Source organism: Nioella sp., from assembly GCF_965215655.1.
In the GTDB taxonomy this organism is placed as follows: domain Bacteria; phylum Pseudomonadota; class Alphaproteobacteria; order Rhodobacterales; family Rhodobacteraceae; genus Nioella.
Genome location: NZ_OZ244111.1, coordinates 3446530 through 3470208 on the forward strand (window position 1 = coordinate 3446530; position 23679 = coordinate 3470208).

Sequence of the window (23679 nt, forward strand, 5' to 3'; positions counted from 1 at the left end):
TGCCAGGATGAGAGGCTGCCATGCATGTCCCCGTGTTTCCCCGGTTGGATTCCCTCGCCCAGAACATTCGCAGGGGCCTGTCCAGGGTTGAGGTACTGGCCGTCTTTCCGGCGCTGGCGCTGCTGGCCTTCTGGATGGGTGCGCCGGAGGTGATCTTCGCCACCTCCTTTCTGCTGCCCGGCCTGCTGGCATTACAGGCCATGCGCCCGCAGGGAAAAGGGGCAGGCGACGGGGCGCCGCTGGATGGCAAGACCGGACTGCCGATGCGCGAAAGCTTTCTGGCAGTACTGGAAACAACTTTGGCTGAGGCAGGGCAAAAGGGCCATTCAACCGCCTGCCTCGTGGTCGAAATCGACGATTTCCCCGACCTCGCCGCCCGTTGGGGAGGAGAAGCCAGCGACCGTATCCTGCGCCGCACCGCCGACCGGGTTCTGACCACCGTGCGCCGGGGCGACATCGTTGCCTGCATCGGTGAAGGTCGATTTGCGATCAGCCTGCATCTGGTCGCGTCCGTAAAACTCGATATCGTGATGTCGCTTGTGGACCGACTGCAAAAGGCGCTGTCAGAGCCTATTGCCATTGCCGGGGCATCCGCGCATCCCACTGTGTCGGTTGGCTTTGCCACCCCGGCCCAGACTGATTTCGGTGGCTCCACATGCCTGCTGGACGCGGCCCTGACCGCCCTGATCGAGGCGCGTCGGCACGGGCCCGGCGGCGTGCGCGGCTATTCTGACCGGATCAAGTCCAGCGCTCAGCTGCGCCACGGTCTGGCGGAGGAGGTTGAAGATGCCATTGCCTCTGGCGACATCCGTCCCTGGTTCCAGCCGCAGGTCAGCGCCGATACCGGCGCAGTCACCGGGTTCGAGGCGCTGGCCCGCTGGCACCATCCCGAGGCAGGCGTTCTGACTCCGGCAGATTTCCTGCCTGCGGTGGCAGATGCCGGATGCATGGGGCGATTGGGTGAATGCATCCTGGCTCAGTCTCTGCGCGCCATTCAGGAATGGGATATGGCAGGCTGTTCCGTTCCGTCTGTCGCAGTCAACTTCTCGGCCGAAGAGTTGCGCGATCCGACCCTCGCCGACCGCCTGAAATGGGAGGTCGATCGCTTCGACCTGCGCCCTGCACGGCTGACTGTCGAAATCCTCGAAACCGTCGCCGCGCAATCCGAAGATGACGTGATCCTGCGCAATATCGAGCAGATGGGTGCGCATGGCTTCAACCTCGATCTCGACGATTTCGGCACCGGGCAAAGCTCCATCGCCAATATTCGCCGCTTTCACGTGAACCGCATCAAGATCGACCGCAGTTTCGTCACCAAGCTTGATCAGGACTCCACGCAGCGCGCAGTCGTTGCGGGCATCCTCGCGCTGGCAGAGCGGCTGAACGTGGCCACCGTCGCCGAAGGCGTCGAAACTCCCGGAGAACGCAGCGTCGTGGCGCAATTGGGCTGCGATCACCTGCAAGGCTATATCATCGCCCGTCCGATGCCCTTCGAGGACATCATCGCCTGGGTCCAAACCTATACCGCCGGGCTGGCCAAGACCCCCCGGATCGGCCGCCGCGCAGGGTAAATCACTGCATCAATGCGGGGCCAAACCGCGCGGACGGCCCTAAGAACCGGGAAAACCGCTTGACCTTTCCAGCCTCAGTCTGTTGAACCTGCGTGACTTCAACCAAGGCTGGATACGCGGGCATGCAAGATCAGAACCAGAACAAGAACCTCATTCTTGCAATGGCGCTCAGCATGGGTGTCATTCTGCTGTGGTCGATCATGTTCCCGCCCGAAGAACCGGCCGGTGACCCCGCCGCCAACGATCCGGCTGCCGTGACCGTTGTCGATGAAAACGGCAACGAGGTCGCTCTGGTTCCCCCCGCCGCGGGAACCGCAGATGCCGCCGGAACCGACGCAGCGCCCGAAGAACTGGTCGAAACTCCGCGCATCGAGATCGACACCCCGTCGCTTTATGGCTCCATCGCACTGACGGGCGGCCGCCTCGACGACCTGCTCTTGCGTAACTACCGCGAGACACTGGACGAGACATCGGACAATGTCCGCCTGCTCTCGCCCGTGGGTGAGGCCGGGGCCTATTACGCGCTCTATGGCTGGACCCCGGGCGGATCGCTCGATTACGATCAGGTGCCCGGATCGAACACGCCTTGGGAACTGGAAGAGGGCCAATCGCTCACCGTCGAAACCCCCGTGACGCTCCGGTGGGACAATGGCAACGGTCTGATCTTCCGCCGCACCATCTCGATTGATGAGGATTACCTGTTCACCGTCACCCAGACGGTGGAAAACACCGGCGATACGGATGTACGCCTCGCCCCCTATGGCATCGTCGCCCGCCATGGCCTGCCCGAGGACCTGCAAAACTTCTTCATTCTGCATGAGGGCGTCGTCCAGAACTCTGACGGTACCCTGAACGAACTCGACTATGACGGGATGACCGACATGGATTTCGTGCAGCGCGAAGGGGCGCAGGCCGAGGTTACGGAGGTGACCGAGTCCGGCTGGATCGGATTTACCGACAAATACTGGATGACCACGCTGGTCCCCGGCTCCGGCCAGCCCTTCACCGCCGTGTCGCGCTATGTCCCTGGATCGGAGATCTACCAGACCGAGGCACGCTTGCCCGCCGTGACGGTCGCCCCGGGCGAAACCGCGGAATCCACCACGCGCCTTTTTGCGGGCGCCAAGGAATGGGAAACCATCCGCCGCTATGAAAACGAAGAAGGAATCGACGGGTTCCTGGACTCCATCGACTGGGGCTGGTTCTACTTCCTGACCAAGCCGATCTTCTGGCTGCTGCATTACCTCAACGCCCTGATCGGCAACATGGGTCTGGCCATCATCGCGCTGACCATCCTGATCAAGGCGATCCTCTTCCCGCTGGCGTACCGATCCTATGTCTCGATGGCGAAGATGAAGGAACTTCAGCCAGAGATGGAGAAGCTGAAGGAACGCGCCGGCGACGACCGTGAGGCGATGCAGAAAGGAATGATGGAGCTTTACAAGAAGAACAAGGTGAACCCCGCCTCGGGCTGTTTGCCGATCCTTCTGCAGATCCCGATCTTCTTCTCGCTTTACAAGGTGATCTTCGTCACGCTGGAACTGCGTCACGCGCCGTTCTTCGGCTGGCTGAACGACCTGTCCGCGCCCGATAGCTCGACGATCTACAACCTCTTTGGCCTGTTTCCCTGGGCTGGACCGGAACCGGGCAGCATCCTTGCGCTGATCTTCATTGGCATCCTGCCCATCCTTCTGGGTATCTCGATGTGGCTGCAACAAAAGCTGAACCCGGCGCCTACGGACCCGACGCAACAGATGATCTTTGCCTGGATGCCCTGGGTCTTCATGTTCATGCTTGGCAGCTTTGCAAGCGGGCTGATCGTCTACTGGATCACCAACAACACGATCACCTTCACGCAGCAATATATCATCATGCGCAGCCACGGGCATAAGCCGGACGTGTTCGGCAATATCCGCAAGAGCTTTCAGCGCAAGGCAAAGTCCGAGTAATGACAGCCAAGGTTGAGGCGCTCTGGCGTCACCCGATCAAGAGCCATGGGCGAGAAGCCCTGACCCATGCCCGCCTCACGGCGGGTATGTGTTTTCCGTGGGACAGGGTGTGGGCCGTCGCCCATGACGCCGCCAAAACCGATGGCAGTGCATGGGCGCCCTGTCAGAATTTCTCGATCGGGGCGAAGCTTCCGGGGTTGATGGCGATCGAGGCGCAGTTGGATGAGGCAACGGAGACGGTCACCCTCAGCCATCCAGACCTGCCCGATCTTACATTCCGGCCCGATGACGACCCGCAGGCGCTGATCGCCTGGACCAAACCTCTGATGGACCCCAAGCGCGCACAGTCGCAGCGGGTCGTACGGGTGCCCGGGCGCGGCATGACCGATACGGACTTCCCCTCTGTCAGCATCGGCAACATGGCCTCGCATCGCGTGGTCGAGCAGAAACTGGGTCAGAGCCTGTCGACCCGCCGCTGGCGTGCCAATATCTGGGTCGAGGGATGGGCCCCTTGGGAGGAGTTCGACCTGATCGGCAAGACCATCCGCATCGGCAGCGCCGAGATTGCCATCCGTGAACCGGTGGTGCGCTGCATGGCCACCACGACGAACCCCGACACCGGCAAACGCGACGCCGATACGCTGAGTGTGCTGAACGACGACCGCGAATTTTGCGTCTATGGCGAGGTCGTGACCTCTGGCGACATCACCATTGGCGACGTTGCAGAGGTGATCTGACCATGGAAATCCGCTTCCCCCTCGCCCCGAAGCCCGAGGCAGATGAGGCCGAAAAGGGCCGTTTGCTGTTCGCTGCCGGGTCCGATTTCCTGAAGGGCGTCGTCGCCATGGACGGAATGCCGCCGGGCGACAAGATCGAGGTCTGTTTTGCAGGCAGGTCCAATGTGGGCAAGTCGACGCTGATCAACGCCGTGACAGGCCGCAAGGCGCTCGCGCGCGCGTCGAACACGCCGGGCCGCACGCAGGAGATCAACTTTTTCACTATCGCAGACAGTCACTACCTTGTGGACCTGCCGGGTTATGGCTTCGCCAACGCGCCTGTAAAGGTGGTCCAGAAATGGCAGCGGCTTCTCAAGGCCTATCTCTCGGGCCGGGCCAACCTGCGCCGCGCCTTCGTGCTGATCGACAGCCGCCATGGGGTGAAGGCGGTGGATGAGGAAATCATGGACCTGCTCGACCGCTCGGCCGTGCCGTTTCAGGTGGTGCTGACCAAGGCCGACAAGATCAAGCAGACGGATATGCCCGGCCTTCTCGAACAGGTGCGCGGCGCATTGGCCAAACACCCGGCGGCCTACCCCGAGATCGTGGCGACCTCGTCCGAGAAGGGCGTCGGCATCTCCACCCTGCGCGCGATCATCGCCGGAATCATCTGAGCTATTGAGCGTCACACGCCCAAGCCCTAACAATGGATGACCAGAGGGCCAGACCGATGAAGAAACAAGTGACCATGACCACCCGCGACTACGCCGCCACCGCCCGCACCTTGTCCGAGGCCCTGCCCTATATGCAGCGCTATAACGATGCGGTGGTGGTCATCAAATTCGGCGGCCACGCCATGGGCGATGAAGAGGCCATGGCCAATTTCGCCCGTGACATGGTGCTGCTGCGCCAGGTCGGCATGAACCCGGTGATCGTCCATGGCGGCGGCCCGATGATCAACGAAATGTTGGCCAAGCTCGGGGTGAAATCCGAGTTCGTCAAAGGCAAACGGGTGACCGATGCCGCCACCGTGGACGTGGTCGAGATGGTGCTGTCGGGCATGGTCAACAAGCGCATCGTTCAGGCGATCAATGCCCAAGGCGGCAAGGCAGTGGGCCTTTCCGGCAAGGATGCAAACCTGATGATCTGCGATCCTGCCGATCCCGAACTGGGCTTTGTCGGTGAACCGGCGGAGGTTGACCCGGCGGTGCTGCTGAACCTCTTTGAGGACGACATGATCCCGGTCGTGGCCCCCCTCGGCGCGGGTCGCGCGGGCGAGACCTACAACATCAATGGCGACACTGCGGCAGGCGCGATTGCGGCGGCGCTCAAGGCTGACCGGCTGTTGCTGTTAACCGATGTGGCCGGGGTCAAGAACGCAGCGGGCGAAGTTCTGACGCAGCTGTCTGCCACCGAGGTGGAACAGATGACCGCCGATGGCGTCATCGCGGGCGGCATGATCCCCAAGACCGAAACGGCCGTGAACGCCGTGCGCAATGGCGTGCGGGCCTGTACCATCGTGGACGGGCGCGTGAATAACGCGGTTCTGCTGGAGCTTTTCACCGCGCACGGCGCAGGCAGCATGATCCGCGCCTGACACTTGCCAAGTCTCGCGCGGATCAGCAGAGTTCCGGTCATGGACCTCGCCACGATTCAGGCGCTCGCCGCCCCGCATTCCCTCGACATCTTCGGCGCGTTCCACGCGACCGGGGACGATGGCTGCGCCCCCGGTACCATGGTGTTGCTATCCCCGCTGGAGCCGGGGTTCTGGCCACATGTCACGGCAGAGCCGGAGTTCTTGGATGGTGCGCCCGACGGGCTAGACCGATGGTCGACCCGCATCATCACCATGCTGGCCACCCGGATCGGCGGCACCCCGCATTTCCCCTTCGGCGGCCCGCCATATGCCCCCTTCATCCGGTGGGCGGAACGCACGGATCGGGCATGGCCCTCGCCCGTGGGTATGCTGGTGCATGAAACGGCAGGCATGATGATCTCGATCCGGGGTGCCATCCTTCTGCCCGACAGTCTGGACTTGCCCCCGCCACCTGCCGACAGCCCCTGTACGACCTGCCCACAACCCTGTCTGACCGCCTGCCCGGTCGGCGCGCTCGGGCCACGGCCCTACGACGTCCCCGCCTGCCACGCCCATCTGGACCGTCCAGAGGGCGCCGAGTGCCTGACCGGCGGTTGTCTCGTCCGCCGCGCTTGTCCCATCAGCCAAGGTTTTGGCCGTGATCCGGCGCAAACGGCCCATCACATGAGGTATTTCCACAAGTGACCCTGACCCTCATCCTCACCCGCCATGCGAAATCGGACTGGGACAATCCCCTGCTGGACGACCACGACCGCCCCCTGAACGCGCGTGGGCAGCGTGATGCGCCGCGCATCGGGGCCTGGTTGCGGGACAACGGCTATGTGCCCGACAAGGTCACCGTCTCCTCTGCCCGTCGCGCCCAGGAAACGTGGGAGGGCATAGCCCCGGCCCTTGCTGGCAAACGCAAGGTGAATACAGCCGAAAAGCTTTATCACGCATCGCCCGAAACACTCCTGAGCTACACGCGCGGGTCCTATGCGATGACCCACATGATCATTGGCCATAACCCCGGCATGGCCGAATTCGCCGAGCGGCTGCTGTTCAGCAAACCCGATCATCCTCGCTTCGCCGACTTCCCGACCTGCGCCACGTTGGTGGTGGATTGCGACGAGTCCGATTGGCGGGACGTTCAGTGGGGCATGGGCCGGGTGCTGGATTTCGTCACGCCCCATGACCTGCCCTGAACGATAAAGGCCCCCGCTATCCACGGGGGCCTATTTGATTGCTGTCGGTCGGCTCAGTGGCCGAGGATCTGGCTGAGGAACAGTTTGGTCCGGTCCGACTGCGGATTGGTGAAGAACTCTTCCGGTTCGTTCTGTTCCACGATCTGTCCCGCATCCATGAAGATCACGCGGTTGGCGACCTGCCGCGCGAAGCCCATCTCGTGGGTCACGCAGAGCATGGTCATGCCTTCCTCGGCCAGCTCGATCATGGTGTCGAGCACTTCCTTGATCATCTCGGGGTCAAGCGCCGAGGTGGGTTCGTCGAACAGCATGATGCGCGGCCGCATGCAAAGTGAACGGGCAATCGCCACACGCTGCTGCTGACCGCCGGACAACTGGCCGGGATACTTGTCGGCCTGTTCAGGGATCTTCACCTTTCTCAGGAAATGCATCGCCGTTTCCTCGGCCTCTTTCTTGGGCGTCTTGCGCACCCAGATCGGGGCCAGCGTGCAGTTTTCCAGGATTGTCAGGTGCGGGAACAGGTTGAAGTGCTGGAAGCACATGCCAACCTCGGACCGGATCTTGTCGATGTTCTTCAGGTCATTCGACAGTTCCGTTCCATCCACCACGATCTTGCCCTGCTGATGTTCCTCCAGCGCGTTGATGCAGCGGATCAGGGTGGATTTGCCGGACCCAGAGGGGCCGCAGATCACGATCCGTTCGCCACGATACACCGTCAGGTCGATGTCGCGCAGCACGTGGAAAGTGCCGTACCACTTGTTCATGCCCGAGATGTCGATGGCGACCTCGTCGGAGACTTTCATATGGGACCGGTCGATTTCACGGTCCTGGATGTTGGAAGTTTGAGCGTCAGTCATTTGGACGTCTCCTTAGCGATGCCCGGTATGGAGCTTGCGCTCCAGCCACATGGAGTAGCGGGACATGGAAAAACAGAAGATGAAGAAGCACAGGCCGATGAAGATGAACAGTTCCCAGTAGATACCGTTCCAGGCCGAGTCCGCACGGATGGCGTTGGACAGGCCGATCGGGTCCAGCAGGCCGATGAACACCACCAGCGTGGTATCCTTGAACAGCCCGATGAAGGTGGACACGATCCCGGGAATGGAGATCTTCAGCGCCTGCGGCAGGATGATCAGCTGCATGGACTGCCAGTAGTCGAGCCCAAGGCTGTCCGCGCCCTCGTACTGGCCGCGTGGCAGGGCAGCAAGGCCCCCACGGACCACCTCGGCGATATAGGCCGAGGAGAAGAGCGTCACCATGATGATCACCCTCAACATCAGGTCGAAGTTCGTTCCCGGCGGCAGGAAGTAGTTCAGCAGCAGCGACGCCGTGAACAGCCACACAATCAGCGGAACGCCCCGGATGACCTCGATGAAGAAGACCGAGCACTTGTTGATGATGAACAGGTCCGACTGACGGCCGAGTGCCAGTAGAATGCCAAGCGGCAGCGACATCACGATGCCTGCGACACCGATCACGATGGCCAGCATGAAGCCGCCAAACCGGTCAGAGGCAACCGACTCGATCCCGATCGGCAACGCAGAGCTAAGCGCCCCGCTGATTGCTCCGGCTACAAACAGCCAGTAGAGCAATGGCACCACGATGGCCGCGATCGTCGCCCCCAAAGCACCGAGTGTTGCGGACCCGTACTTGATGATGGCCCAACCGATGACGAACCCGAGGGCCGTCACAAGCGGACCCCAGATCGTGCCGCCCCACAGCAACCAATAGGCCGCGAAAGGCATGATGGCCGTTACGATCAGCAGCTTGCGCGGTGCCGTGTCGAACAGAACCGGAGCAATGGCGAGACCGAATAGGATCAGAGCCAGTATCGGACGCCAGTAGAGTTCAGACGGATAGAAGCCGAACAGCAGCTGATGCCAGCGATCGGAGATGACCGCCCAACAGGCGACATCGTGGCCTATGCCGGACGCATCCCGAATCTCCCGACATTCGGACAGGGACTCCGCGTTCCAGATCCCGCCAAGGGACCAGGGCAGGATATGCGCCAGGACCCAGTAGATCACGTAAAGCGAAACCAGCGTCAGGATCGTGTTCAACCAGCCCGAGAACAGGTTCTCCCGGATCCACTTCACCGCGCCCTTTTCACCGAGAGGCGGATCCTTTGGTTCCAGCATCTGGGTGCGGACAAATGAAGGTGTATTCGCCATATCACCGCTCCTTCAGCTTGACGGAATTGTTGTAGATGTTCATCGCGCCCGAGATGACCAGCGAGGTCACGAGGTAGAACAGACCCAGAAGCAGCATGCCCTCCAGCTCTCGGCCGGTCTGGTTGATCGTGATCCCCCCGAGGGTGGAGCGAACATCCATATAGCCCACGGCGATGGCGAGCGAGCTGTTCTTGGTCAGGTTCAGATATTGCGAGATGAGCGGCGGAATGATCACCCGCATCGCCTGCGGCAGGATCACCAGGTTCATCGTCCGGTTCGGACGCAGGCCAAGGGCGAAGGCCGCCTCGGTCTGGCCCTTGCTGACAGCCATGATGCCCGCCCGAACGATCTCGGCGATGAAGGCCCCGGTATAGAGCGACAGAGCGAACCACAGGGCAATCAGCGAGTTCCGCATGTGGATACCGCCGGAGAAGTTGAAACCCCTCAGTTCAGGGATGTCCAGCGTCGCCCCAAGGACGAACATGACAACAACGAACGGCCCAAGGATCACACCTAGCTGCATCCAGAAGGTTGCGGGCGGTCTGACCCCCGTGGCCTCCTGCGTTCTTGTGGCCCAACGACCGATGGCCTTGGATGCGAACACCCCGCCAACAAGCAGGACCAGAACCAGCAGCCAGTCGATGGCCGCAGCAGAGGGAATGACCGCCGCTTCGACACCGTCCGCCGCCTCGGTCATCTCATTGCCGCCAAGCGAACGGGTGAAGACCACGTTGGGAACGTAGATACCACGGTTGGTCACGGCCACGCTTTCGCCAAGGATCATCGACGCCTCTGCATCCTCCCCTCGGAAATCGCGCGGTTGCGGCGTGGATTCGGTCATGACCGCAAAGATCAGGATGATCCACAGCAGCAGCGGAATGTTGCGGAAGCCTTCGACATAGACGGTCATCAGGCGACCGACGATCCAGTTCTTCGACAGGCGCAGAACCCCTGCGATGACGCCGAGAATGGTGGCCAGGATACAGCCCAGGAAAGCCACGAGAAGCGTATTGAGGATACCGACAAGCGCGGCGCGCCCGTGGGTGGAGTCATTCGAGTATTCGATGAGGCGCTGGTTGATATCGTAACCGGCGCGAGAGTTCAGGAAACTGAAATTGAAATCTTTCCCGAGTTCTTCAAGATTGTGAACGATGTTCCGTCCCAGGAACCAGATCGCCGCGAGGATGAGGGCGAAGGCGACAACCTGAATGGTCATGGACCGATACCGGGTGTCGTAGATGAGTTGGCTAAGTCGGAAGGACTCGGCCGGTGGGTTTGTTGCTGATGACATTTTTGGCAACCCCGACTGTCGCTGGAGGAGCGACCCACGACCCCCCATTCACCTGTATGACAGGTGGTCCGGTCGCATGGTCAGTACTTGGTGAGGCGCAATTGGAAGAAGGGCGCGGCAATGCCGCGCCCCCCAATTCCGGCTATTCCTTAGCGGAACGGAGGCGAGTAGAGCAGACCACCATCGGTCCACTGCGCGTTCAGACCACGCGCCAGGCCGATCGGGGTGTTCTCACCGATATTGCCTTCGAACAGCTCACCGTAGTTGCCGACCGATGCAATCGCGTTTGCAGCCCAGTCAGAAGACAGGCCGAGCATACCGCCCAGGTCACCTTCGGAGCCGAGAAGACGGTTGATTTCCGGGTTCTCGGTGCCAGCGGCCAGTTCAGCCACGTTGGCAGAGGTTACGCCAAGCTCTTCTGCCGCGATCAGGGCGTTCAGAGTCCAGCGGACGATATCACCCCATTCGTTGTCACCATGACGGACGAGCGGGCCGAGCGGCTCTTTCGAGATGATTTCCGGCAGAACGACGTGGGCCGACGGATCTTCGAACGTGGCGCGGGTTGCGGCCAGACCGGAGGCGTCGGTGGTGTACACGTCACAGGCGCCAGCCAGGTACTGCTGCTGCGCTTCTGCGTTGGTTTCGATCGGAACCGGCTCGTAGCTCATGTTGTTCGAGGCGAAGAAGTCCGCCAGGTTGAGCTCGGTGGTGGTGCCGGTCTGGATACAGACGGTTGCGCCATCCAGTTCCATGGCCGAGGACACGCCCAGTTCACGGGGAACCATAAAGCCCTGACCATCGTAGTAGTTGATGCCGGTGAATTCGAAGCGCAGGTCGACGTCACGGCTGAAGGTCCAGGTGGTGTTCCGGGCCAGCATGTCGATCTCGCCGGAGGCCAGCGCGGTGAAGCGGGTCTGACCGGTGGTGGGCACGAAGTTCACGGCGGTGGAATCGCCGAGAACGGCAGCGGCGACAGCGCGGCAAACGCCAACGTCGAAGCCTTCCCATTCACCGTTTGCATCGGGCGCCGCAAAGCCGACGAGGCCAGTGGTCACGCCGCAGTTCAGTGCACCACGCGCGCGGACTTCGTCCAGCGTCTGCGCGGACACGGCACCAGCTGCGAGACCTGCCACGGCAAGCGTGCCGAGAAGAACGGATTTTTTCATGTTTACCTCTTCCTGATGGTTCGCCCTTTTGGGCGACTTGTTCGGCCATTGAGGCCCTTGAATTGGGAGGGGCAAACGCCTTCGGCACCAGCCCCCGCCCTTTAATTGGGCAAATCTGGGTGATGAGGTCAAGGGTAGGGTTTGTTGAAACACACTGTTCCAAGGCTTACCTAGGGTAATTTCCCCAAGCTGCCCGCGCCCTGCGCAACAGCATTATCAAAGTGCTTAGGGAAACATCATGTTCCTTGCGCAAGGCGCAGGAAATTCGCCGCATGCAGGAAAGCCCGGCGCTTGATCTCGGCGGCTTCGGTCGCTTCGTCGTCCTCGCCCCACTGTGAGATCTGCCAATCCTCATCGATTCGGCTCAGGCGCCAGGCGGCGTCGGGCTCGATTTGCTCATTCGCGACACTCAACCCCAGCACAAGCGACCCCGAGAGCGTCACAAGGTCATGCAATGCGGTCAGGGAAAAGGGCCGATACCCAGCCACGACACGGGCATAAACCGCAAGGCTTTCGTCAGGATGATCGGCGGGCAATATGCCGGACACCACCGCAAGCGGTGCCGAATAGGTCTTCTCCGCCCAATCCAGAACCGGGTTCCAGCCCTTGTTTTGCTGATCTGCCAGCTCTTTGGGGGAGTCTGCCCGGTGACATAGCAGATCGGTCTCCGCGTAGGCTGCCAGCATTGCGGCTACCTCTGCATGCTGGGTTGCCACCTTGTCGATCGCCGCGTTTGCCGAGCGCGTGAAAGGCATCGACAACGGGTCGATCACGCCTTCCTGCGCTTGCCATTCGGCGGCCACGGCGTCGGCCATTTCTCGCGTCGGCAGCGCCATTGCGGATTTCAGCGGGGTGCGCACCGGACGTCCGTCCAGCAGCACCTGCCAGCCGCCCTCGGCCTCGGCAACGCGTGTTTCCTTCCAGAACCGTTTCGCTTTCCACTCGCTCATTGCCTAGCCCCAGATCTCGTTCAGTGCATTGTCCAGTTGGTCGAAATGCGTCAGCACTTTCATTGCCCCTGCGGTCACCAGATTTTCTGCCGGGTGATAGCCCCATTCGACACCGATAGCAGGAATTCCGGCATTGCGGCCCATTTCCATGTCGAAAACCGTATCCCCGAGAATCACCGCATGTGTAGTATCTACCCCGGTTTCGGACAGACAGGCCTGGATCATCGAAGGGTTCGGTTTAGACGGGTGATCGTCGGCCACCTGCACCGTCTGGAACAGGCGGCGAAGCCCGTGAATCTCCATCAGATGATCCATACCGCGCCGGGATTTCCCGGTGGCGATGCCAAGCAGCAGGTCATCGCGCGCGGCCAGCCTGTCCAATGCTTCGCGGGCACCAGGGTAAAAAGGCGACAGCGCTGCGCCACCCTCAACCCTCATCCGCATGAAGCCGCCCTTGTAGCCCTCGACCAGGGCCGATTGCAGCGCCGCATCGGCCTCCGGCATCAGCCGGTCGATGGCCACGGGCAAGGACAGACCAACAATCGACAGGGTCTCTTCGCGCATTGGCGGGGTCAGCCCCACCCCCTCGAACGCGGCAGTCATTGCGCCGACAATATGGGCCTGGCTGTCGATCAGCGTACCGTCGACATCGAAGATGACCAGTTTCAGGGTCATTTCACCCCTTCGAATGGGTCGTCTGCGGCAAGGCTTTCATCCCAGCCCAGCGTTTCCCAGCTCTGCGCCATATGTTCAGGCAAGGGAGCGGTGATCGTGATATCTTTATGCGTCACCGGGTGCTCGAACCGCATCATCCGCGCATGCAGGTGCAGTTTCTTCGAGATGATCCCACCCAGTTGAGCCCCCCAGCCATCGCCCAGATTCTCCTGACCCGAGCCGCCATATTTCCCATCCCCGATGATCGGGTGCCCGATCTCTGCCATATGCGCGCGCAGCTGATGGGTCCGGCCCGTGATAGGCTCCATCGCCACCCAGGCCGCGCGCGAGGCGACGCGGTAAAGCGTGGCATAGAGCGTATGGGCGCGCTTGGCGTCGGGGTTCTGGTCCATATCCCGCGGATGGATGGCGATCATTTTCTCGCCCTCGCCCTTGCGGCCATGGCCGGGCGCTTTCATCAGGCCGAAGCGGATCTCGCCCAGATAGGGCGTCGGCACACCGGCGACCAACGCCCAGTAAATCTTGCGCGTTTCCCGGTGGCGCATTGCGGCGGTCAGGGCCTTTGCGGCCTCTCGAGTCCGGGCCAGCAGCAGGACACCGGACGTATCCTTGTCCAGCCGGTGCACCAGCCGCGGCTTGTCCTCGAACCCGAATTTCAGCGCCTCGGCCAGCCCGTCCACATGTCGGGTCTGCTTGCTGCCACCTTGGGTGGGCAGGCCCGGCGGCTTGTTCAGCGCAATGATATGGTCGTCGCGGTAGATCACCGCGTCCTGGATCATCTTCGCATCGGCGGCAGACACATGGTCCCGCTTGGTGAACGGTTGCGGCGCGGCCTCATCGGGTAGCGGCGGGATGCGCACGGATTGCCCTACTTCCAGACGGGTCGCCGGTTTCACCCGACCGCCATCGACGCGGATTTCCCCCTTGCGGCACATCTTCTCGATCCGCACCTGCCCGATATGGGGAAAGCGCCGCTTGAACCAGCGGTCGAGCCGCTGATCGCCCTCGTCGGGGCCGACTTCCAAAGTCTGAACACCACTCATACGAACATCCCCCGTGCCAGCCACAGGCCCAGAAGCAGCCCGAAGATCGAACAGACGACCGAGGCCACGACATACAGCACCGCCCCGCTCAGATCGCCGCGTTCATACAGCGTCACCGCCTCCAGTGAGAAGGCGGAAAACGTGGTGAACCCGCCCAGAACACCGGTCATCACGAAGGGCGACAGATGCGTGAGCCCGCGATGCGCGGCCGCCACCACGAAAACCCCCATCAGGAATGACCCCACGATATTCACCGTGATCACGCCAAGCGGAAAGGCCCCGTGCCCGACCAGACGCACGATTCCAACCCCGGTCGCATAGCGCGCCGTGGCCCCGATGGCGCCGCCGAGGGCGACCTGAAGAAGCGTTGCAAACATGGGCGGGGTTTGTGGCTTTGGCCCACCGATGTCAATGGCTCAGCCGGTTCTGCCGTAGAAGGTCATGCGCGCGGTTTCAGACAGCGCGACACCGGGTTTCGAATTATAGGCCAACACGGCCAGCATCCGCGTCCGCGCGCCTTCATTCGGCGCAACCCGGTGCATCGAATTGCGCCCCCGGAAGAACACCAGCGTTCCCGCATCAGCATTCAGCACATCGACCTGCGCTTCGCCATCCAGCACGCTGGCGACGGTTTCAAACCCCATATCCCCGGCATCCGCATCGCGGATATCCGTCACGTATTCGAACTGCCCACCCCGTTCCGGGGCCTGCACCATCAGCGTGATCGAGAAAGAGGAATTGTCGAAATGCCAGCCCAGTTCCTGCCCGGTTTCGTGGAAATGCAGGTTGATCGAGGACAGCGGGTCGGCATATTCGAACAGCTGCCGCTCCCCCAGAACGTGACACAGAAACTCCCGAAACGCCGGGTGGTCGTAAAGCGCCCGCAAAGGGGAATCTGCCCCGATCTGATCATCGGTCAGGCACCCTTTGGACGAGGTCACCAGCCGGTTGCGCGGATGGTCCGGGGCAAATTCCGGGTCGGGCTTGCTGAGATAGACCGTATGCGTTTCGGGCTTGGTATAGACGCGGTCGCGTCCGGCCTCTCCCTCGGCGCGCATCGCCTCCACCGCATCGGGTCGAACGAACGCTTCCATGACGAACAGGCCAGAGGCATCGAACGCCGCTTTCGCAGCCGCGCGAAACGCCTCATCCGAAATCGGATATTGCTCAAGATCGACGATATCCTGCAAGTCCATATGCGGCGTCCTTATCCTTGTCGTTTCGCGCGCTGGCGGGCGAACCAATCCAGCCGTTTTTTCAGATCCCGTTCAAATCCACGTTCGACCGGCTGATAGAAGTCAGCACGCTTCATGCCGTCGGGAAAGTAGTTTTGTCCCGAAAACCCGTCCTCGGCATCGTGATCGTAAGCATATCCGTCGCCGTAACCCTGATCCTTCATCAACCCCGTGGGCGCGTTCAGGATATGCTTGGGCGGCGGGGCCGATCCGGTTTTCGCGGCAGCTTTCCGCGCGCCCTTGTAGGCCACGTAGATCGCGTTCGATTTTGGTGCCAGCGCCAGATAGGCCACCGCCTGCGCCAGGGCCAGTTCCCCTTCCGGGCTGCCAAGCCGTTCATAGGTCTGCCAGGCATCGAGGCACAGCCGCTGCGCCTGCGGATCGGCAAGACCGATATCCTCCACCGCCATGCGGGTGATGCGCCGGGCCAGAAAACGCGGGTCTTCACCGCCCTCCAGCATCCGGGCGAACCAGTAAAGCGCCGCGTCCGGGTCAGACCCGCGCACAGATTTGTGCAGGGCGGAGATCAGGTTGTAATGGGCATCGCCCGATTTGTCATATTGCGCGGCGCGACGGCTGAGCCTCTGGCCAAGCGCCTTGGGGTCGAGCGGCGCATCGACCTTCCACGCGGCCACCTGCTCCACCAGGTTCAGCATCGCCCGCCCGTCCCCATCCGCCATCTCGCGCAGCGACGTGCGGGCGTCATCAGTCAGGGGCAGTGTTGTGTCCAGCTCCGCCTCGGCCCGGGCGATCAGCTGGTCCAGATCGTCATCGGACAGACGTTCCAGCACCAAGACCTGCGAGCGGCTAAGAACAGCCGCATTCAGTTCAAATGAGGGGTTTTCCGTGGTCGCGCCAACCAGAAGAATCGTGCCATCTTCCATATGTGGCAGAAAACCATCCTGTTGGGCTTTGTTGAACCTGTGGATCTCATCCACAAACAGCAGCGTACCGCCGCCATTGGCGCGGCGATGCTTGGCAGCCTCGAAAACCTTTCGCAGGTCCGGCACACCGGTAAAGATCGCGCTGATCTGCACGAAACTCAGATCCGTTTCCTGCGCCAGAAGACGCGCAATCGTGGTCTTGCCCACACCGGGCGGCCCCCAGAAGATCAGCGACCCAAGCGAGCCGGCGTCCAGCATCACCCGGAGGCTGCCATCGTGGCCCAGCAAATGGCCCTGCCCGATCACCTCGGACAAGGCACGGGGGCGCAGCCGGTCGGCCAGGGGCCTTGGTCCGGCTGCGTTGGTGTCGGAGGATGGGGCATGTGCGAACAAATCGGCCATGCCCGCACCCTATGTCTGGATACGGTTGGGGAAAAGCCATTCCGGCATACACCATCCGATCAATGCATCTTGGTTGCCATGCTGATCGACACCGCGACGCTTTTCTCTCCGTCGAAGTCCAGCTCGCGACCGGCGGGCACACAATCAAGCCCGACCCGGCGGGCCAGACGCGGCGAATTCGCGGGAATGATGCCAATCAGCTCGGACGCCCCCAGGTCCCGCGCCGAGCTGACCATTTCCGAAATCAGCTGCATCTGCACCCGGAAGCGCAGTTTCGCCGGAACCTCTCGGCTGACGAAAACGCGGCTCGATTCCCAGATATGGCTCGCGACAGGCGCTTTCCGATCCAGCAGGTCCGCCGGGATCGACTCCAGCAGCCCGCGCTGTGCGTCGCGGATCATATAGGTGTAGATGCCACAGCGATGCGTGGTCGGCGTCAACCGAACCCCGGCCATGACATGGCCGTCTTCATGAACCGTGACCCACCGGCTGGCCGGTGTATCGTACTGGTCGAACTCCATGCCGTTCGCTTCGGGCAGATCCCATCGGTTTTGCACGATGAACGTCTGGTGACGCGCGCGGAGCATGTTCGCGAACAGCTCACCATGGTTGTGCATGTTCTCGAAAGACAGTGTAGTGACTTGCATTGAGGTGCCTCCTGGTTGGCGGTTGGTAAACCCTGAACCGCGAGGCAACTGCCTTTGCTGTCATAGTAATCGGAATTCCCGCGCTTTCTTGAGTGCTTCGGCCGTGGTTCGCGCACCCAAGCGAACGCGGGCGGACGACAGGCGCGCTTTCAACGCGCTCTCGGAAATACCCAGCTTGGCAGCCGCTGCGGTATGTCTGTCTCCATCGGCGATCAGGCGAAGCGCCTCGATCTGAGCCTTGGTCAGTTCGGTGGGTGGTGCAGCGGCCTCGTGAAGCGCGCGGGATACCACTGCAATCGCGTCAAGCTCGTCATCCGTGAATTCACGGTCCGAACGCGCGCACCCGATGATTGACCGGGACGTGATCGGCCCGCAGGACACCACCGCACCATAAAGCAGGCCATGGCGTTTGGCCTTCTGCATGATGCTGAACGGGTCCGGCAGACGGATTTCACTCCACCTGGTCTGTCCACTAATGCCAATCCCCCAGAATACCAGCGGGTCCCGCAAAGCGTAGGCATTGTCCTGATACTCCTGCTGCCAGTCCGGCGGATAGGTGCTTTTCAGAATCATTGGCGACGCAAAACGGATGTGCAGCCCCACGGTATACCCCATTGGGGCAAGGGCTTTCAGCTGATCCAGCAAGGATATGAGTACTCTACTATTGGACATGTCTTTTTGGACAGGTTGTCGGAATTCGGGTGCTCCGTAAAGTCATATTATGACGATTGATGTTGTGTGTCGAATGGCAGAAAAGGTAAATCCGCATATTTTTGCGCGGATCATGGGGCTTCCGGGCCCCATTCGTCGGGATATTCTGGAATTCATGGGGCAAACTCCTGTTTGTGAACGGGAATTGGAACGTCTTGTCGCGGATGCCGCGGATCGGAATGGAATCGAAATACCAAAAGCGTCTTAACGAACCTGGAAAATGCCACAAGCATAACGAAAAAACCCCGCCATAATCGGCGGGGTTTCGTCGTTTCAATAGGGCGAACCGGTAAGGATCAATCCTCGGCGGCTTCTTCAGCCTCGACGCGGGCGCGGTCGGAGGCGCCTTTGGCGTCAACGTCGCGGTCCACGAATTCGATGATTGCCATGGGCGCCATGTCGCCATAGCGGAAGCCTGCCTTCAGAACGCGGACATAGCCGCCCTGACGTTCCGCGTAACGGGGGCCGAGCACTTCGAACAGTTTCGCAACATAGGCGTCCTGCTTCAGCTGAGCAGCGGCCTGACGGCGGGCGTGCAGATCGCCGCGCTTGCCCAGAGTGATCAGCTTTTCGATGATCGGGCGCAGTTCCTTGGCCTTGGGCAGGGTGGTCTTGATCTGCTCGTGCTCGATGAGCGAGCCAGCCATGTTGGCGAACATCGCCTTGCGGTGTTCATGGGTGCGGTTGAGGCGGCGGTAGCCACGTGCGTGACGCATGATGAAGTCTCCTGACTTTGTGCTTTGTCCGGGGCCGGTGCGTGCCGGTCCCTCCTTGGTGGGGCAGGATTGCCCGTGTTTTCCCCGCCAGCGCGGGCATTTTTCGGGACGGTGGGAAATTTGCCCACCCTACCCGGGATTTCGTAGGATGGGCAATTTGCCCACCGTCCGATCAGAAGTTGTCTTCGAACTTCTTGGCCAGATCCTCGATGTTGTCGGGCGGCCAGTCGATGATGTCCATGCCAAGGTGCAGACCCATACCGGACAGCACTTCCTTGATCTCGTTCAAGGACTTGCGGCCGAAGTTCGGGGTGCGCAGCATCTCGGCTTCGGTCTTCTGGATCAGGTCGCCGATATAGACGATGTTGTCGTTCTTCAGGCAGTTTGCAGACCGGACCGACAGCTCCAGCTCATCGACCTTCTTCAGAAGCAGCGGGTTGAACTCCAGATCGTCCTCGTCGTCCGCGCGGCCAGCGGCCTCGGGCTCATCGAAGTTGACGAAGATCGACAGCTGATCCTGCAGGATGCGCGCGGCATAGGCCACGGCGTCATCCGGGGTCACGGACCCGTCGGTTTCCAGCTTCAGCGTCAGCTTGTCATAGTCCAGAACCTGACCTTCACGGGTCGGCTGCACGTCATAGGACACTTTCTTGACCGGCGAATAGATCGCGTCGATCGAGATCAGGCCGATGGGCGCATCCTCGGGGCGGTTCTTTTCCGCCGCGACATAGCCCTTGCCGGTATTCACGGTCAGTTCCATGAACAGGTCGGCGCCTTCATCGAGGTGACAGATCACGTGATCGCGGTTCAGGATCTCGATACCGGCAGATTCCGAGATGTCACCAGCGGTGACGACCTTGGGGCCCTTGGCCGAGATGGAAATACGCTTGGGGCCTTCCACATCCATGCGGATGGAAACGCCTTTCAGGTTCAGAACCACGTCGGTCACGTCTTCCCGAACACCCGCGATGGACGAGAACTCGTGCAGCACGTTGTCGATCTGGACCGAGGTGATGGCCGCGCCTTGCAGCGACGACATCAGAACGCGACGCAGCGCGTTGCCAAGCGTCAGACCAAAGCCGCGTTCCAGCGGTTCGGCGATGACCGTGGCCTGACGGGCCGGGTCGTTGCCGGGGTTGACCACCAGTTGCGTGGGCTTGATCAGCTCTTGCCAATTCTTATGGATCATGTGTCGCCTCCATTCCTGTTCGCGGGCGGATCCCTTGCCCGGAACGCTCGAGGATCAAAATGACAAACCTGCGGGCCGTGTGGGATTCACACGGCCCGCAGGCAAGTAGACATAATCAGACGCGGCGGCGCTTCGGGGGGCGGCAGCCGTTATGTGCGATCGGGGTCACATCACGGATCGAAGTGATGTTGAAACCGACAGCGGCCAGGGCGCGCAGCGCGCTTTCACGGCCGGAACCGGGGCCCTGAACTTCCACTTCCAGCGTTTTCACGCCGTGTTCCTGTGCCTTGCGGCCCGCATCTTCTGCGGCCATCTGCGCGGCATAGGGGGTGGATTTCCGCGACCCCTTGAAGCCCATCGTACCGGCGGACGACCACGAAATGGCGTTGCCCTGCACGTCGGAAATCAGGATCTTGGTGTTGTTGAAAGAGCTGTTCACATGCGCCACGCCAGCGGCGATGTTCTTGCGCTCTTTACGCTTCGGGGATCTTTTGTCACGAGCCATTATGCGAACCCTCCCTTATTTCTTCTTACCGGCAATGGCCTTTGCGGGGCCTTTGCGGGTACGAGCATTGGTGTGGGTCCGCTGACCGCGAACGGGCAGGTTGCGGCGATGACGCAGACCGCGATAGCAGCCCAAGTCCATCAGACGCTTGATGTTCATCTGAGTTTCGCGGCGCAGGTCGCCTTCAACGGTGAAGTTGGCGTCGATATGCTCGCGGATGGCCAGAACCTCGGCATCCGACAGCTCGTTCACGCGACGGGTTTCGTCGATGTTCACGGCTTCACAGATGGATTTCGCGGAGGAGGGGCCAATCCCGGTGATATAGGTCAGCGCGATCGGAACGCGCTTGGCGGTGGGGATGTTTACCCCGGCAATACGTGCCACGTAGTCTTCCTTTTCCGTTGCGGTTCCGTAGCTCCAGAACCTTTTTTCACAACCGAAAGCCCGAGGCGGTCAGCCTGCGGGCCATCGAACAATTCGGTACGAGGGGGATGCAGGGCTGATTCCCGCAAGTCTCGCGATTCCCGGATGGGAAGCCTGCTGTTAGGCGGATTTCCCCACCGGGTCAAGGGCGTTCGGCTTTTGTCAAGAACTTTCTGGAAAGCCTTGCCCAGCCTGGTCAGATGTCGCACAGATCGAGCGTCGCCATCTCTTCCCCGCCACGCATGACGGCCACCTCGTCGGGATGTTCCGGGTCTAGAAGGAAGGCCGTCTCGCCCTCGACACCCTGCCAGCGGCAACTGCCCAGTTCGGCACCCGTTTCCGGCACGTCCATCCTCGGTAAATCGAGCTGAAACGCGCAATGGCTGGACTCTGCGTTATCCGGCTGTTCAAGGGCCTCGAACGCCTCGATCAGCAGATCTTCCAGATCCCACTGAGAGAAGCCGGACCGGCAATCGTCCTGCGCCAGCGCCACGGCGGGGGCTGCGATCAGGGCCGCGGTCAGGGTCAGCGCCACGGCCCGCATCGGGATCACGCGTCCAGAACGGAGCGGATCGCGCCAGCGACCTCGTCGATCTCGCCCAGACCATCGACCACCGACAGATCGCCCTTGGCATAGTAATAACCGATCAGCGGCGAGGTCTTCTTGTAGTATTCCATCAGCCGCTGCTTGAGGCTGTCCTCATTGTCATCGGCCCGGCGCTTGAACTCTGTGCCGCCGCAATTGACGCATTTGCCATCAGAGGGGATCGGCTTGGTGATGTCGTTATAGACCTCACCGCAATCGCCACAGGTGGACCGGGCGGTGATCCGCGCAACCAGCGCCTCGTCATCGACACGCATCTCGATCACCGCATCCAGGCTCTGCCCGGTCTTCGACAGCAGCGCGCCGAGCGCATCGGCCTGCGCCAGCGTGCGCGGGAACCCGTCGAAGATGAACCCGTCCGCTTCAACCGTGGTCAGCTGCTCTTCGATCAGCCCGATCACGATCTCGTCGGTCACCAGTTCCCCTCGGGCCATCACATCAGCCACGCGCTTGCCCATCTCGGTGCCCGAGCTTTGGGCGGCGCGCAGCATGTCTCCGGTAGACAGCTGGACCATGTTGCGCTCATCCACCAGGATCCGCGCTTGTGTGCCTTTGCCGGCCCCCGGGGGCCCGAGTAGAATAAGGTTCATCGGCGCGCGGGTCCTTTCCGTTTGTTGCGGCTGCCGCCGGACTTGCGCCCGCGCAGCTGCGATTTCTCGATCAGCCCTTCATACTGATGCGCCAGCAGATGCGACTGCACCTGTTGCACCGTATCCATGCCCACCGACACGATGATCAGGATCGAAGTACCGCCGAAATAGGCCGTGATCGACAGCTGAGTACGGACGACCTCGGGCAGCAACACCACCAACGCCAGATAGGCGGAACCCAGAACCAGGATGCGGTTGGTCACATATTCCAGGTATTCGGCGGTCTTCGGACCGGGACGGATGCCGGGAACAAAGCCGTTCTGGTTCTTCAGGTTGTCGGCGACGTCATCCACCTTGAACGACACGTTGAGCGTGTAGAAATAGGTGAAGAAGATGATCATCGCGGCGAAAAACAGCAGGTAGAGCGGCTGCCCGGGGCCGAACATCGCCAGGATCCAGGTCATCACCGGGCCCGCGTTCTGGCCCGAGAAGGTCGAGACCGTGGTCGGCAGCAGCAGCAGCGACGAGGCGAAGATCGCCGGGATCACGCCCGCCGGGTTCACCTTGATCGGCAGGTGGCTCGACCCGCCGTCATACACCTTCATCCCAACCTGCCGGCGCGGATACTGGATGTGAATCTTGCGCAGACTGCGCTCCATGAACACCACGAAGGTCAGCGTGCCAAGCAGCATCGCGATGATGCCCAGAACGGTAAAGGTCTGCAGATCGCCCGACCGGCCCAGGGTAAAGAACTGCGCCAGCGCGCCGGGGATCTCGGCAATGATGCCGACGAAGATGATCAGCGAGATGCCGTTGCCGATGCCGCGCTGCGTGATCTGTTCCCCCAGCCACATCAGGAACATCGTGCCGCCCACCAGCGTCACCACGCAGGCCGCGCGGAAGAACCAGCCCGGATCCGTCGCCAACTCGCCCGCTTCAAGGCTGACAGCCAGGCCATAGGCCTGAACCGTGGCCAGCAGCACCGTGCCGTAGCGGGTGTACTGGTTGATCTTCTTGCGCCCCTGCTCGCCCTCTTTCTTCAACTGCTCCAGCGCCGGAACCATGGCGGTCATCAGCTGCACGATGATCGAGGCCGAGATATAGGGCATGATGCCAAGGGCAAAGACACCCATCCGCCCGATCGCACCGCCGGTGAACAGGTCGATCATGTCGCCGATCCCGCCCGCGGCCTGTTCGAAGAAGTCGCGCAGCGCTTCGCCGTCGATTCCGGGGACCGGGATATAGGTGCCGATACGGTAGATGATCAGAAGGCCGATGGTGAACAGGATACGCTGGCGCAGCTCGGTGGCTTTGCCAAAGGTACGCCAGCTCAGGTTCGCGGCCATTTGCTCTGCAGCAGATGCCATAGGGTCTCTCTCATGCACAGCGCCGCGGGATCGGGGTCGACCACGCGGCGCGGGAAGAACTTGCCAAAGATGTAAGCGGTAAGGTTACCGCTC

At 61.5% G+C, this 23679-nt stretch carries 26 protein-coding genes; 7 read left to right on the top strand and 19 right to left on the bottom strand.

The genetic code is table 11. The features are described from left to right. Positions 1-20 precede the first annotated feature (20 nt). The 7 genes from ACOOEX_RS17140 to ACOOEX_RS17170 all read left to right on the top strand — a co-directional run bounded on the left by ACOOEX_RS17140 (position 21) and on the right by ACOOEX_RS17170 (position 7017). Positions 21-1571 carry a putative bifunctional diguanylate cyclase/phosphodiesterase gene (locus ACOOEX_RS17140; RefSeq protein WP_420395964.1) on the top strand — a complete coding sequence of 517 codons (1551 nt, stop codon included), beginning with the start codon at positions 21-23 and terminating at the stop codon, positions 1569-1571. A 122-nt stretch (positions 1572-1693) separates the two neighbouring features. Then, the gene (yidC, locus tag ACOOEX_RS17145; RefSeq protein ID WP_420395965.1) at positions 1694-3520 is read left to right on the top strand and encodes a membrane protein insertase YidC; all 1827 of its coding nucleotides are present in this window, start codon (positions 1694-1696) and stop codon (positions 3518-3520) included. After that, on the top strand, positions 3520-4257 hold the full coding sequence (locus tag ACOOEX_RS17150) for an MOSC domain-containing protein (RefSeq protein WP_420395966.1): 738 nt from the start codon (positions 3520-3522) through the stop codon (positions 4255-4257). Before yidC ends, ACOOEX_RS17150 begins: the two co-directional genes overlap by 1 nt. A gap of 2 nt (positions 4258-4259) precedes the next feature. Next, the gene (yihA, locus tag ACOOEX_RS17155; RefSeq protein WP_420395967.1) at positions 4260-4910 is read left to right on the top strand and encodes a ribosome biogenesis GTP-binding protein YihA/YsxC; all 651 of its coding nucleotides are present in this window, start codon (positions 4260-4262) and stop codon (positions 4908-4910) included. Between the two features lie 56 nt (positions 4911-4966). Then, entirely contained in the window at positions 4967-5833 is an 867-nt protein-coding gene (argB, locus tag ACOOEX_RS17160) for an acetylglutamate kinase (protein WP_420395968.1), read from the top strand. Positions 5834-5872: 39 nt separating this feature from the next. Then, complete coding sequence (locus tag ACOOEX_RS17165; RefSeq protein ID WP_420395969.1) at positions 5873-6517, top strand: ferredoxin; 645 nt, start codon at positions 5873-5875, stop codon at positions 6515-6517. Then, the gene (locus ACOOEX_RS17170; protein ID WP_420395970.1) at positions 6514-7017 is read left to right on the top strand and encodes a SixA phosphatase family protein; all 504 of its coding nucleotides are present in this window, start codon (positions 6514-6516) and stop codon (positions 7015-7017) included. Before ACOOEX_RS17165 ends, ACOOEX_RS17170 begins: the two co-directional genes overlap by 4 nt. 53 nt (positions 7018-7070) lie before the next feature. Here ACOOEX_RS17170 and ACOOEX_RS17175 read toward each other — a convergent pair whose 3' ends face one another. From ACOOEX_RS17175 to secY, 19 genes are all read right to left on the bottom strand, one after another. After that, positions 7071-7874: an amino acid ABC transporter ATP-binding protein gene (locus ACOOEX_RS17175; RefSeq protein WP_071689283.1), complete on the bottom strand. Its 804-nt coding sequence runs from the start codon at positions 7872-7874 to the stop codon at positions 7071-7073. Between the two features lie 12 nt (positions 7875-7886). Further along, complete coding sequence (locus ACOOEX_RS17180; protein ID WP_420395971.1) at positions 7887-9188, bottom strand: amino acid ABC transporter permease; 1302 nt, start codon at positions 9186-9188, stop codon at positions 7887-7889. A gap of 1 nt (position 9189) precedes the next feature. Continuing rightward, on the bottom strand, positions 9190-10479 hold the full coding sequence (locus tag ACOOEX_RS17185) for an amino acid ABC transporter permease (protein ID WP_420395972.1): 1290 nt from the start codon (positions 10477-10479) through the stop codon (positions 9190-9192). A 149-nt stretch (positions 10480-10628) separates the two neighbouring features. Next, positions 10629-11645: an amino acid ABC transporter substrate-binding protein gene (locus ACOOEX_RS17190; protein ID WP_420395973.1), complete on the bottom strand. Its 1017-nt coding sequence runs from the start codon at positions 11643-11645 to the stop codon at positions 10629-10631. Positions 11646-11881: 236 nt separating this feature from the next. Then, positions 11882-12595 carry an ATP12 family chaperone protein gene (locus ACOOEX_RS17195; RefSeq protein WP_420395974.1) on the bottom strand — a complete coding sequence of 238 codons (714 nt, stop codon included), beginning with the start codon at positions 12593-12595 and terminating at the stop codon, positions 11882-11884. A gap of 3 nt (positions 12596-12598) precedes the next feature. Beyond that, positions 12599-13270 (bottom strand): HAD-IA family hydrolase, encoded by a 672-nt coding sequence (locus ACOOEX_RS17200; RefSeq protein ID WP_420395975.1) that lies wholly within the window; start codon positions 13268-13270, stop codon positions 12599-12601. Continuing rightward, positions 13267-14313: an RluA family pseudouridine synthase gene (locus ACOOEX_RS17205; protein WP_420395976.1), complete on the bottom strand. Its 1047-nt coding sequence runs from the start codon at positions 14311-14313 to the stop codon at positions 13267-13269. The genes ACOOEX_RS17200 and ACOOEX_RS17205 overlap by 4 nt, the downstream gene beginning before the upstream one ends. After that, positions 14310-14690 carry a fluoride efflux transporter CrcB gene (crcB, locus tag ACOOEX_RS17210; protein ID WP_420395977.1) on the bottom strand — a complete coding sequence of 127 codons (381 nt, stop codon included), beginning with the start codon at positions 14688-14690 and terminating at the stop codon, positions 14310-14312. The genes ACOOEX_RS17205 and crcB overlap by 4 nt, the downstream gene beginning before the upstream one ends. Positions 14691-14729: 39 nt before the next feature. After that, positions 14730-15509: a HalD/BesD family halogenase gene (locus tag ACOOEX_RS17215; protein ID WP_420395978.1), complete on the bottom strand. Its 780-nt coding sequence runs from the start codon at positions 15507-15509 to the stop codon at positions 14730-14732. 11 nt (positions 15510-15520) lie between these two features. After that, positions 15521-16834, bottom strand: coding sequence for a replication-associated recombination protein A (locus ACOOEX_RS17220; protein WP_420395979.1), 1314 nt, complete (start codon positions 16832-16834; stop codon positions 15521-15523). A gap of 59 nt (positions 16835-16893) precedes the next feature. Further along, entirely contained in the window at positions 16894-17481 is a 588-nt protein-coding gene (locus tag ACOOEX_RS17225) for an acyl-homoserine-lactone synthase (protein ID WP_071689293.1), read from the bottom strand. Positions 17482-17541: 60 nt separating this feature from the next. After that, positions 17542-18153, bottom strand: coding sequence for an autoinducer binding domain-containing protein (locus tag ACOOEX_RS17230; RefSeq protein WP_127562018.1), 612 nt, complete (start codon positions 18151-18153; stop codon positions 17542-17544). 335 nt (positions 18154-18488) lie between these two features. Further along, a complete protein-coding gene (gene rplQ / locus ACOOEX_RS17235) occupies positions 18489-18908 on the bottom strand; it encodes a 50S ribosomal protein L17 (protein WP_420395980.1) in 420 nt (139 codons plus the stop codon). A 172-nt stretch (positions 18909-19080) separates the two neighbouring features. Then, positions 19081-20097, bottom strand: a complete 1017-nt coding sequence (locus tag ACOOEX_RS17240) for a DNA-directed RNA polymerase subunit alpha (protein WP_071689296.1) — start codon at positions 20095-20097, stop codon at positions 19081-19083. A gap of 115 nt (positions 20098-20212) precedes the next feature. Continuing rightward, positions 20213-20602, bottom strand: coding sequence for a 30S ribosomal protein S11 (gene rpsK / locus ACOOEX_RS17245; protein WP_071689297.1), 390 nt, complete (start codon positions 20600-20602; stop codon positions 20213-20215). A gap of 15 nt (positions 20603-20617) precedes the next feature. Further along, entirely contained in the window at positions 20618-20986 is a 369-nt protein-coding gene (gene rpsM / locus ACOOEX_RS17250) for a 30S ribosomal protein S13 (protein WP_127562021.1), read from the bottom strand. Positions 20987-21221: 235 nt separating this feature from the next. Further along, complete coding sequence (locus ACOOEX_RS17255) at positions 21222-21578, bottom strand: hypothetical protein (RefSeq protein ID WP_420395981.1); 357 nt, start codon at positions 21576-21578, stop codon at positions 21222-21224. Then, the gene (locus tag ACOOEX_RS17260; RefSeq protein ID WP_420395982.1) at positions 21575-22219 is read right to left on the bottom strand and encodes an adenylate kinase; all 645 of its coding nucleotides are present in this window, start codon (positions 22217-22219) and stop codon (positions 21575-21577) included. The genes ACOOEX_RS17255 and ACOOEX_RS17260 overlap by 4 nt, the downstream gene beginning before the upstream one ends. Beyond that, on the bottom strand, positions 22216-23586 hold the full coding sequence (secY, locus tag ACOOEX_RS17265; RefSeq protein ID WP_420395983.1) for a preprotein translocase subunit SecY: 1371 nt from the start codon (positions 23584-23586) through the stop codon (positions 22216-22218). Before secY ends, ACOOEX_RS17260 begins: the two co-directional genes overlap by 4 nt. Positions 23587-23679 lie beyond the last annotated feature (93 nt).

Bases quoted from the DNA above. Each gene is read 5' to 3' on its own strand.
- ACOOEX_RS17240 (WP_071689296.1), bottom strand. From the start codon at position 20,097: ATGATCCATAAGAATTGGCAAGAGCTGATCAAGCCCACGCAACTGGTG.
- ACOOEX_RS17185 (WP_420395972.1), bottom strand. From the start codon at position 10,479: ATGTCATCAGCAACAAACCCACCGGCCGAGTCCTTCCGACTTAGCCAA.
- ACOOEX_RS17195 (WP_420395974.1), bottom strand. From the start codon at position 12,595: ATGAGCGAGTGGAAAGCGAAACGGTTCTGGAAGGAAACACGCGTTGCC.
- ACOOEX_RS17225 (WP_071689293.1), bottom strand. From the start codon at position 17,481: ATGCAAGTCACTACACTGTCTTTCGAGAACATGCACAACCATGGTGAG.
- rpsK (WP_071689297.1), bottom strand. From the start codon at position 20,602: ATGGCTCGTGACAAAAGATCCCCGAAGCGTAAAGAGCGCAAGAACATC.
- yidC (WP_420395965.1), top strand. From the start codon at position 1,694: ATGCAAGATCAGAACCAGAACAAGAACCTCATTCTTGCAATGGCGCTC.
- ACOOEX_RS17230 (WP_127562018.1), bottom strand. From the start codon at position 18,153: ATGTCCAATAGTAGAGTACTCATATCCTTGCTGGATCAGCTGAAAGCC.
- ACOOEX_RS17140 (WP_420395964.1), top strand. From the start codon at position 21: ATGCATGTCCCCGTGTTTCCCCGGTTGGATTCCCTCGCCCAGAACATT.
- secY (WP_420395983.1), bottom strand. From the start codon at position 23,586: ATGGCATCTGCTGCAGAGCAAATGGCCGCGAACCTGAGCTGGCGTACC.
- ACOOEX_RS17150 (WP_420395966.1), top strand. From the start codon at position 3,520: ATGACAGCCAAGGTTGAGGCGCTCTGGCGTCACCCGATCAAGAGCCAT.
- ACOOEX_RS17205 (WP_420395976.1), bottom strand. From the start codon at position 14,313: ATGAGTGGTGTTCAGACTTTGGAAGTCGGCCCCGACGAGGGCGATCAG.
- argB (WP_420395968.1), top strand. From the start codon at position 4,967: ATGAAGAAACAAGTGACCATGACCACCCGCGACTACGCCGCCACCGCC.
- ACOOEX_RS17180 (WP_420395971.1), bottom strand. From the start codon at position 9,188: ATGGCGAATACACCTTCATTTGTCCGCACCCAGATGCTGGAACCAAAG.
- ACOOEX_RS17215 (WP_420395978.1), bottom strand. From the start codon at position 15,509: ATGGACTTGCAGGATATCGTCGATCTTGAGCAATATCCGATTTCGGAT.
- rplQ (WP_420395980.1), bottom strand. From the start codon at position 18,908: ATGCGTCACGCACGTGGCTACCGCCGCCTCAACCGCACCCATGAACAC.
- yihA (WP_420395967.1), top strand. From the start codon at position 4,260: ATGGAAATCCGCTTCCCCCTCGCCCCGAAGCCCGAGGCAGATGAGGCC.
- ACOOEX_RS17260 (WP_420395982.1), bottom strand. From the start codon at position 22,219: ATGAACCTTATTCTACTCGGGCCCCCGGGGGCCGGCAAAGGCACACAA.
- ACOOEX_RS17190 (WP_420395973.1), bottom strand. From the start codon at position 11,645: ATGAAAAAATCCGTTCTTCTCGGCACGCTTGCCGTGGCAGGTCTCGCA.
- ACOOEX_RS17200 (WP_420395975.1), bottom strand. From the start codon at position 13,270: ATGACCCTGAAACTGGTCATCTTCGATGTCGACGGTACGCTGATCGAC.
- ACOOEX_RS17165 (WP_420395969.1), top strand. From the start codon at position 5,873: ATGGACCTCGCCACGATTCAGGCGCTCGCCGCCCCGCATTCCCTCGAC.
- ACOOEX_RS17220 (WP_420395979.1), bottom strand. From the start codon at position 16,834: ATGGCCGATTTGTTCGCACATGCCCCATCCTCCGACACCAACGCAGCC.
- ACOOEX_RS17175 (WP_071689283.1), bottom strand. From the start codon at position 7,874: ATGACTGACGCTCAAACTTCCAACATCCAGGACCGTGAAATCGACCGG.
- crcB (WP_420395977.1), bottom strand. From the start codon at position 14,690: ATGTTTGCAACGCTTCTTCAGGTCGCCCTCGGCGGCGCCATCGGGGCC.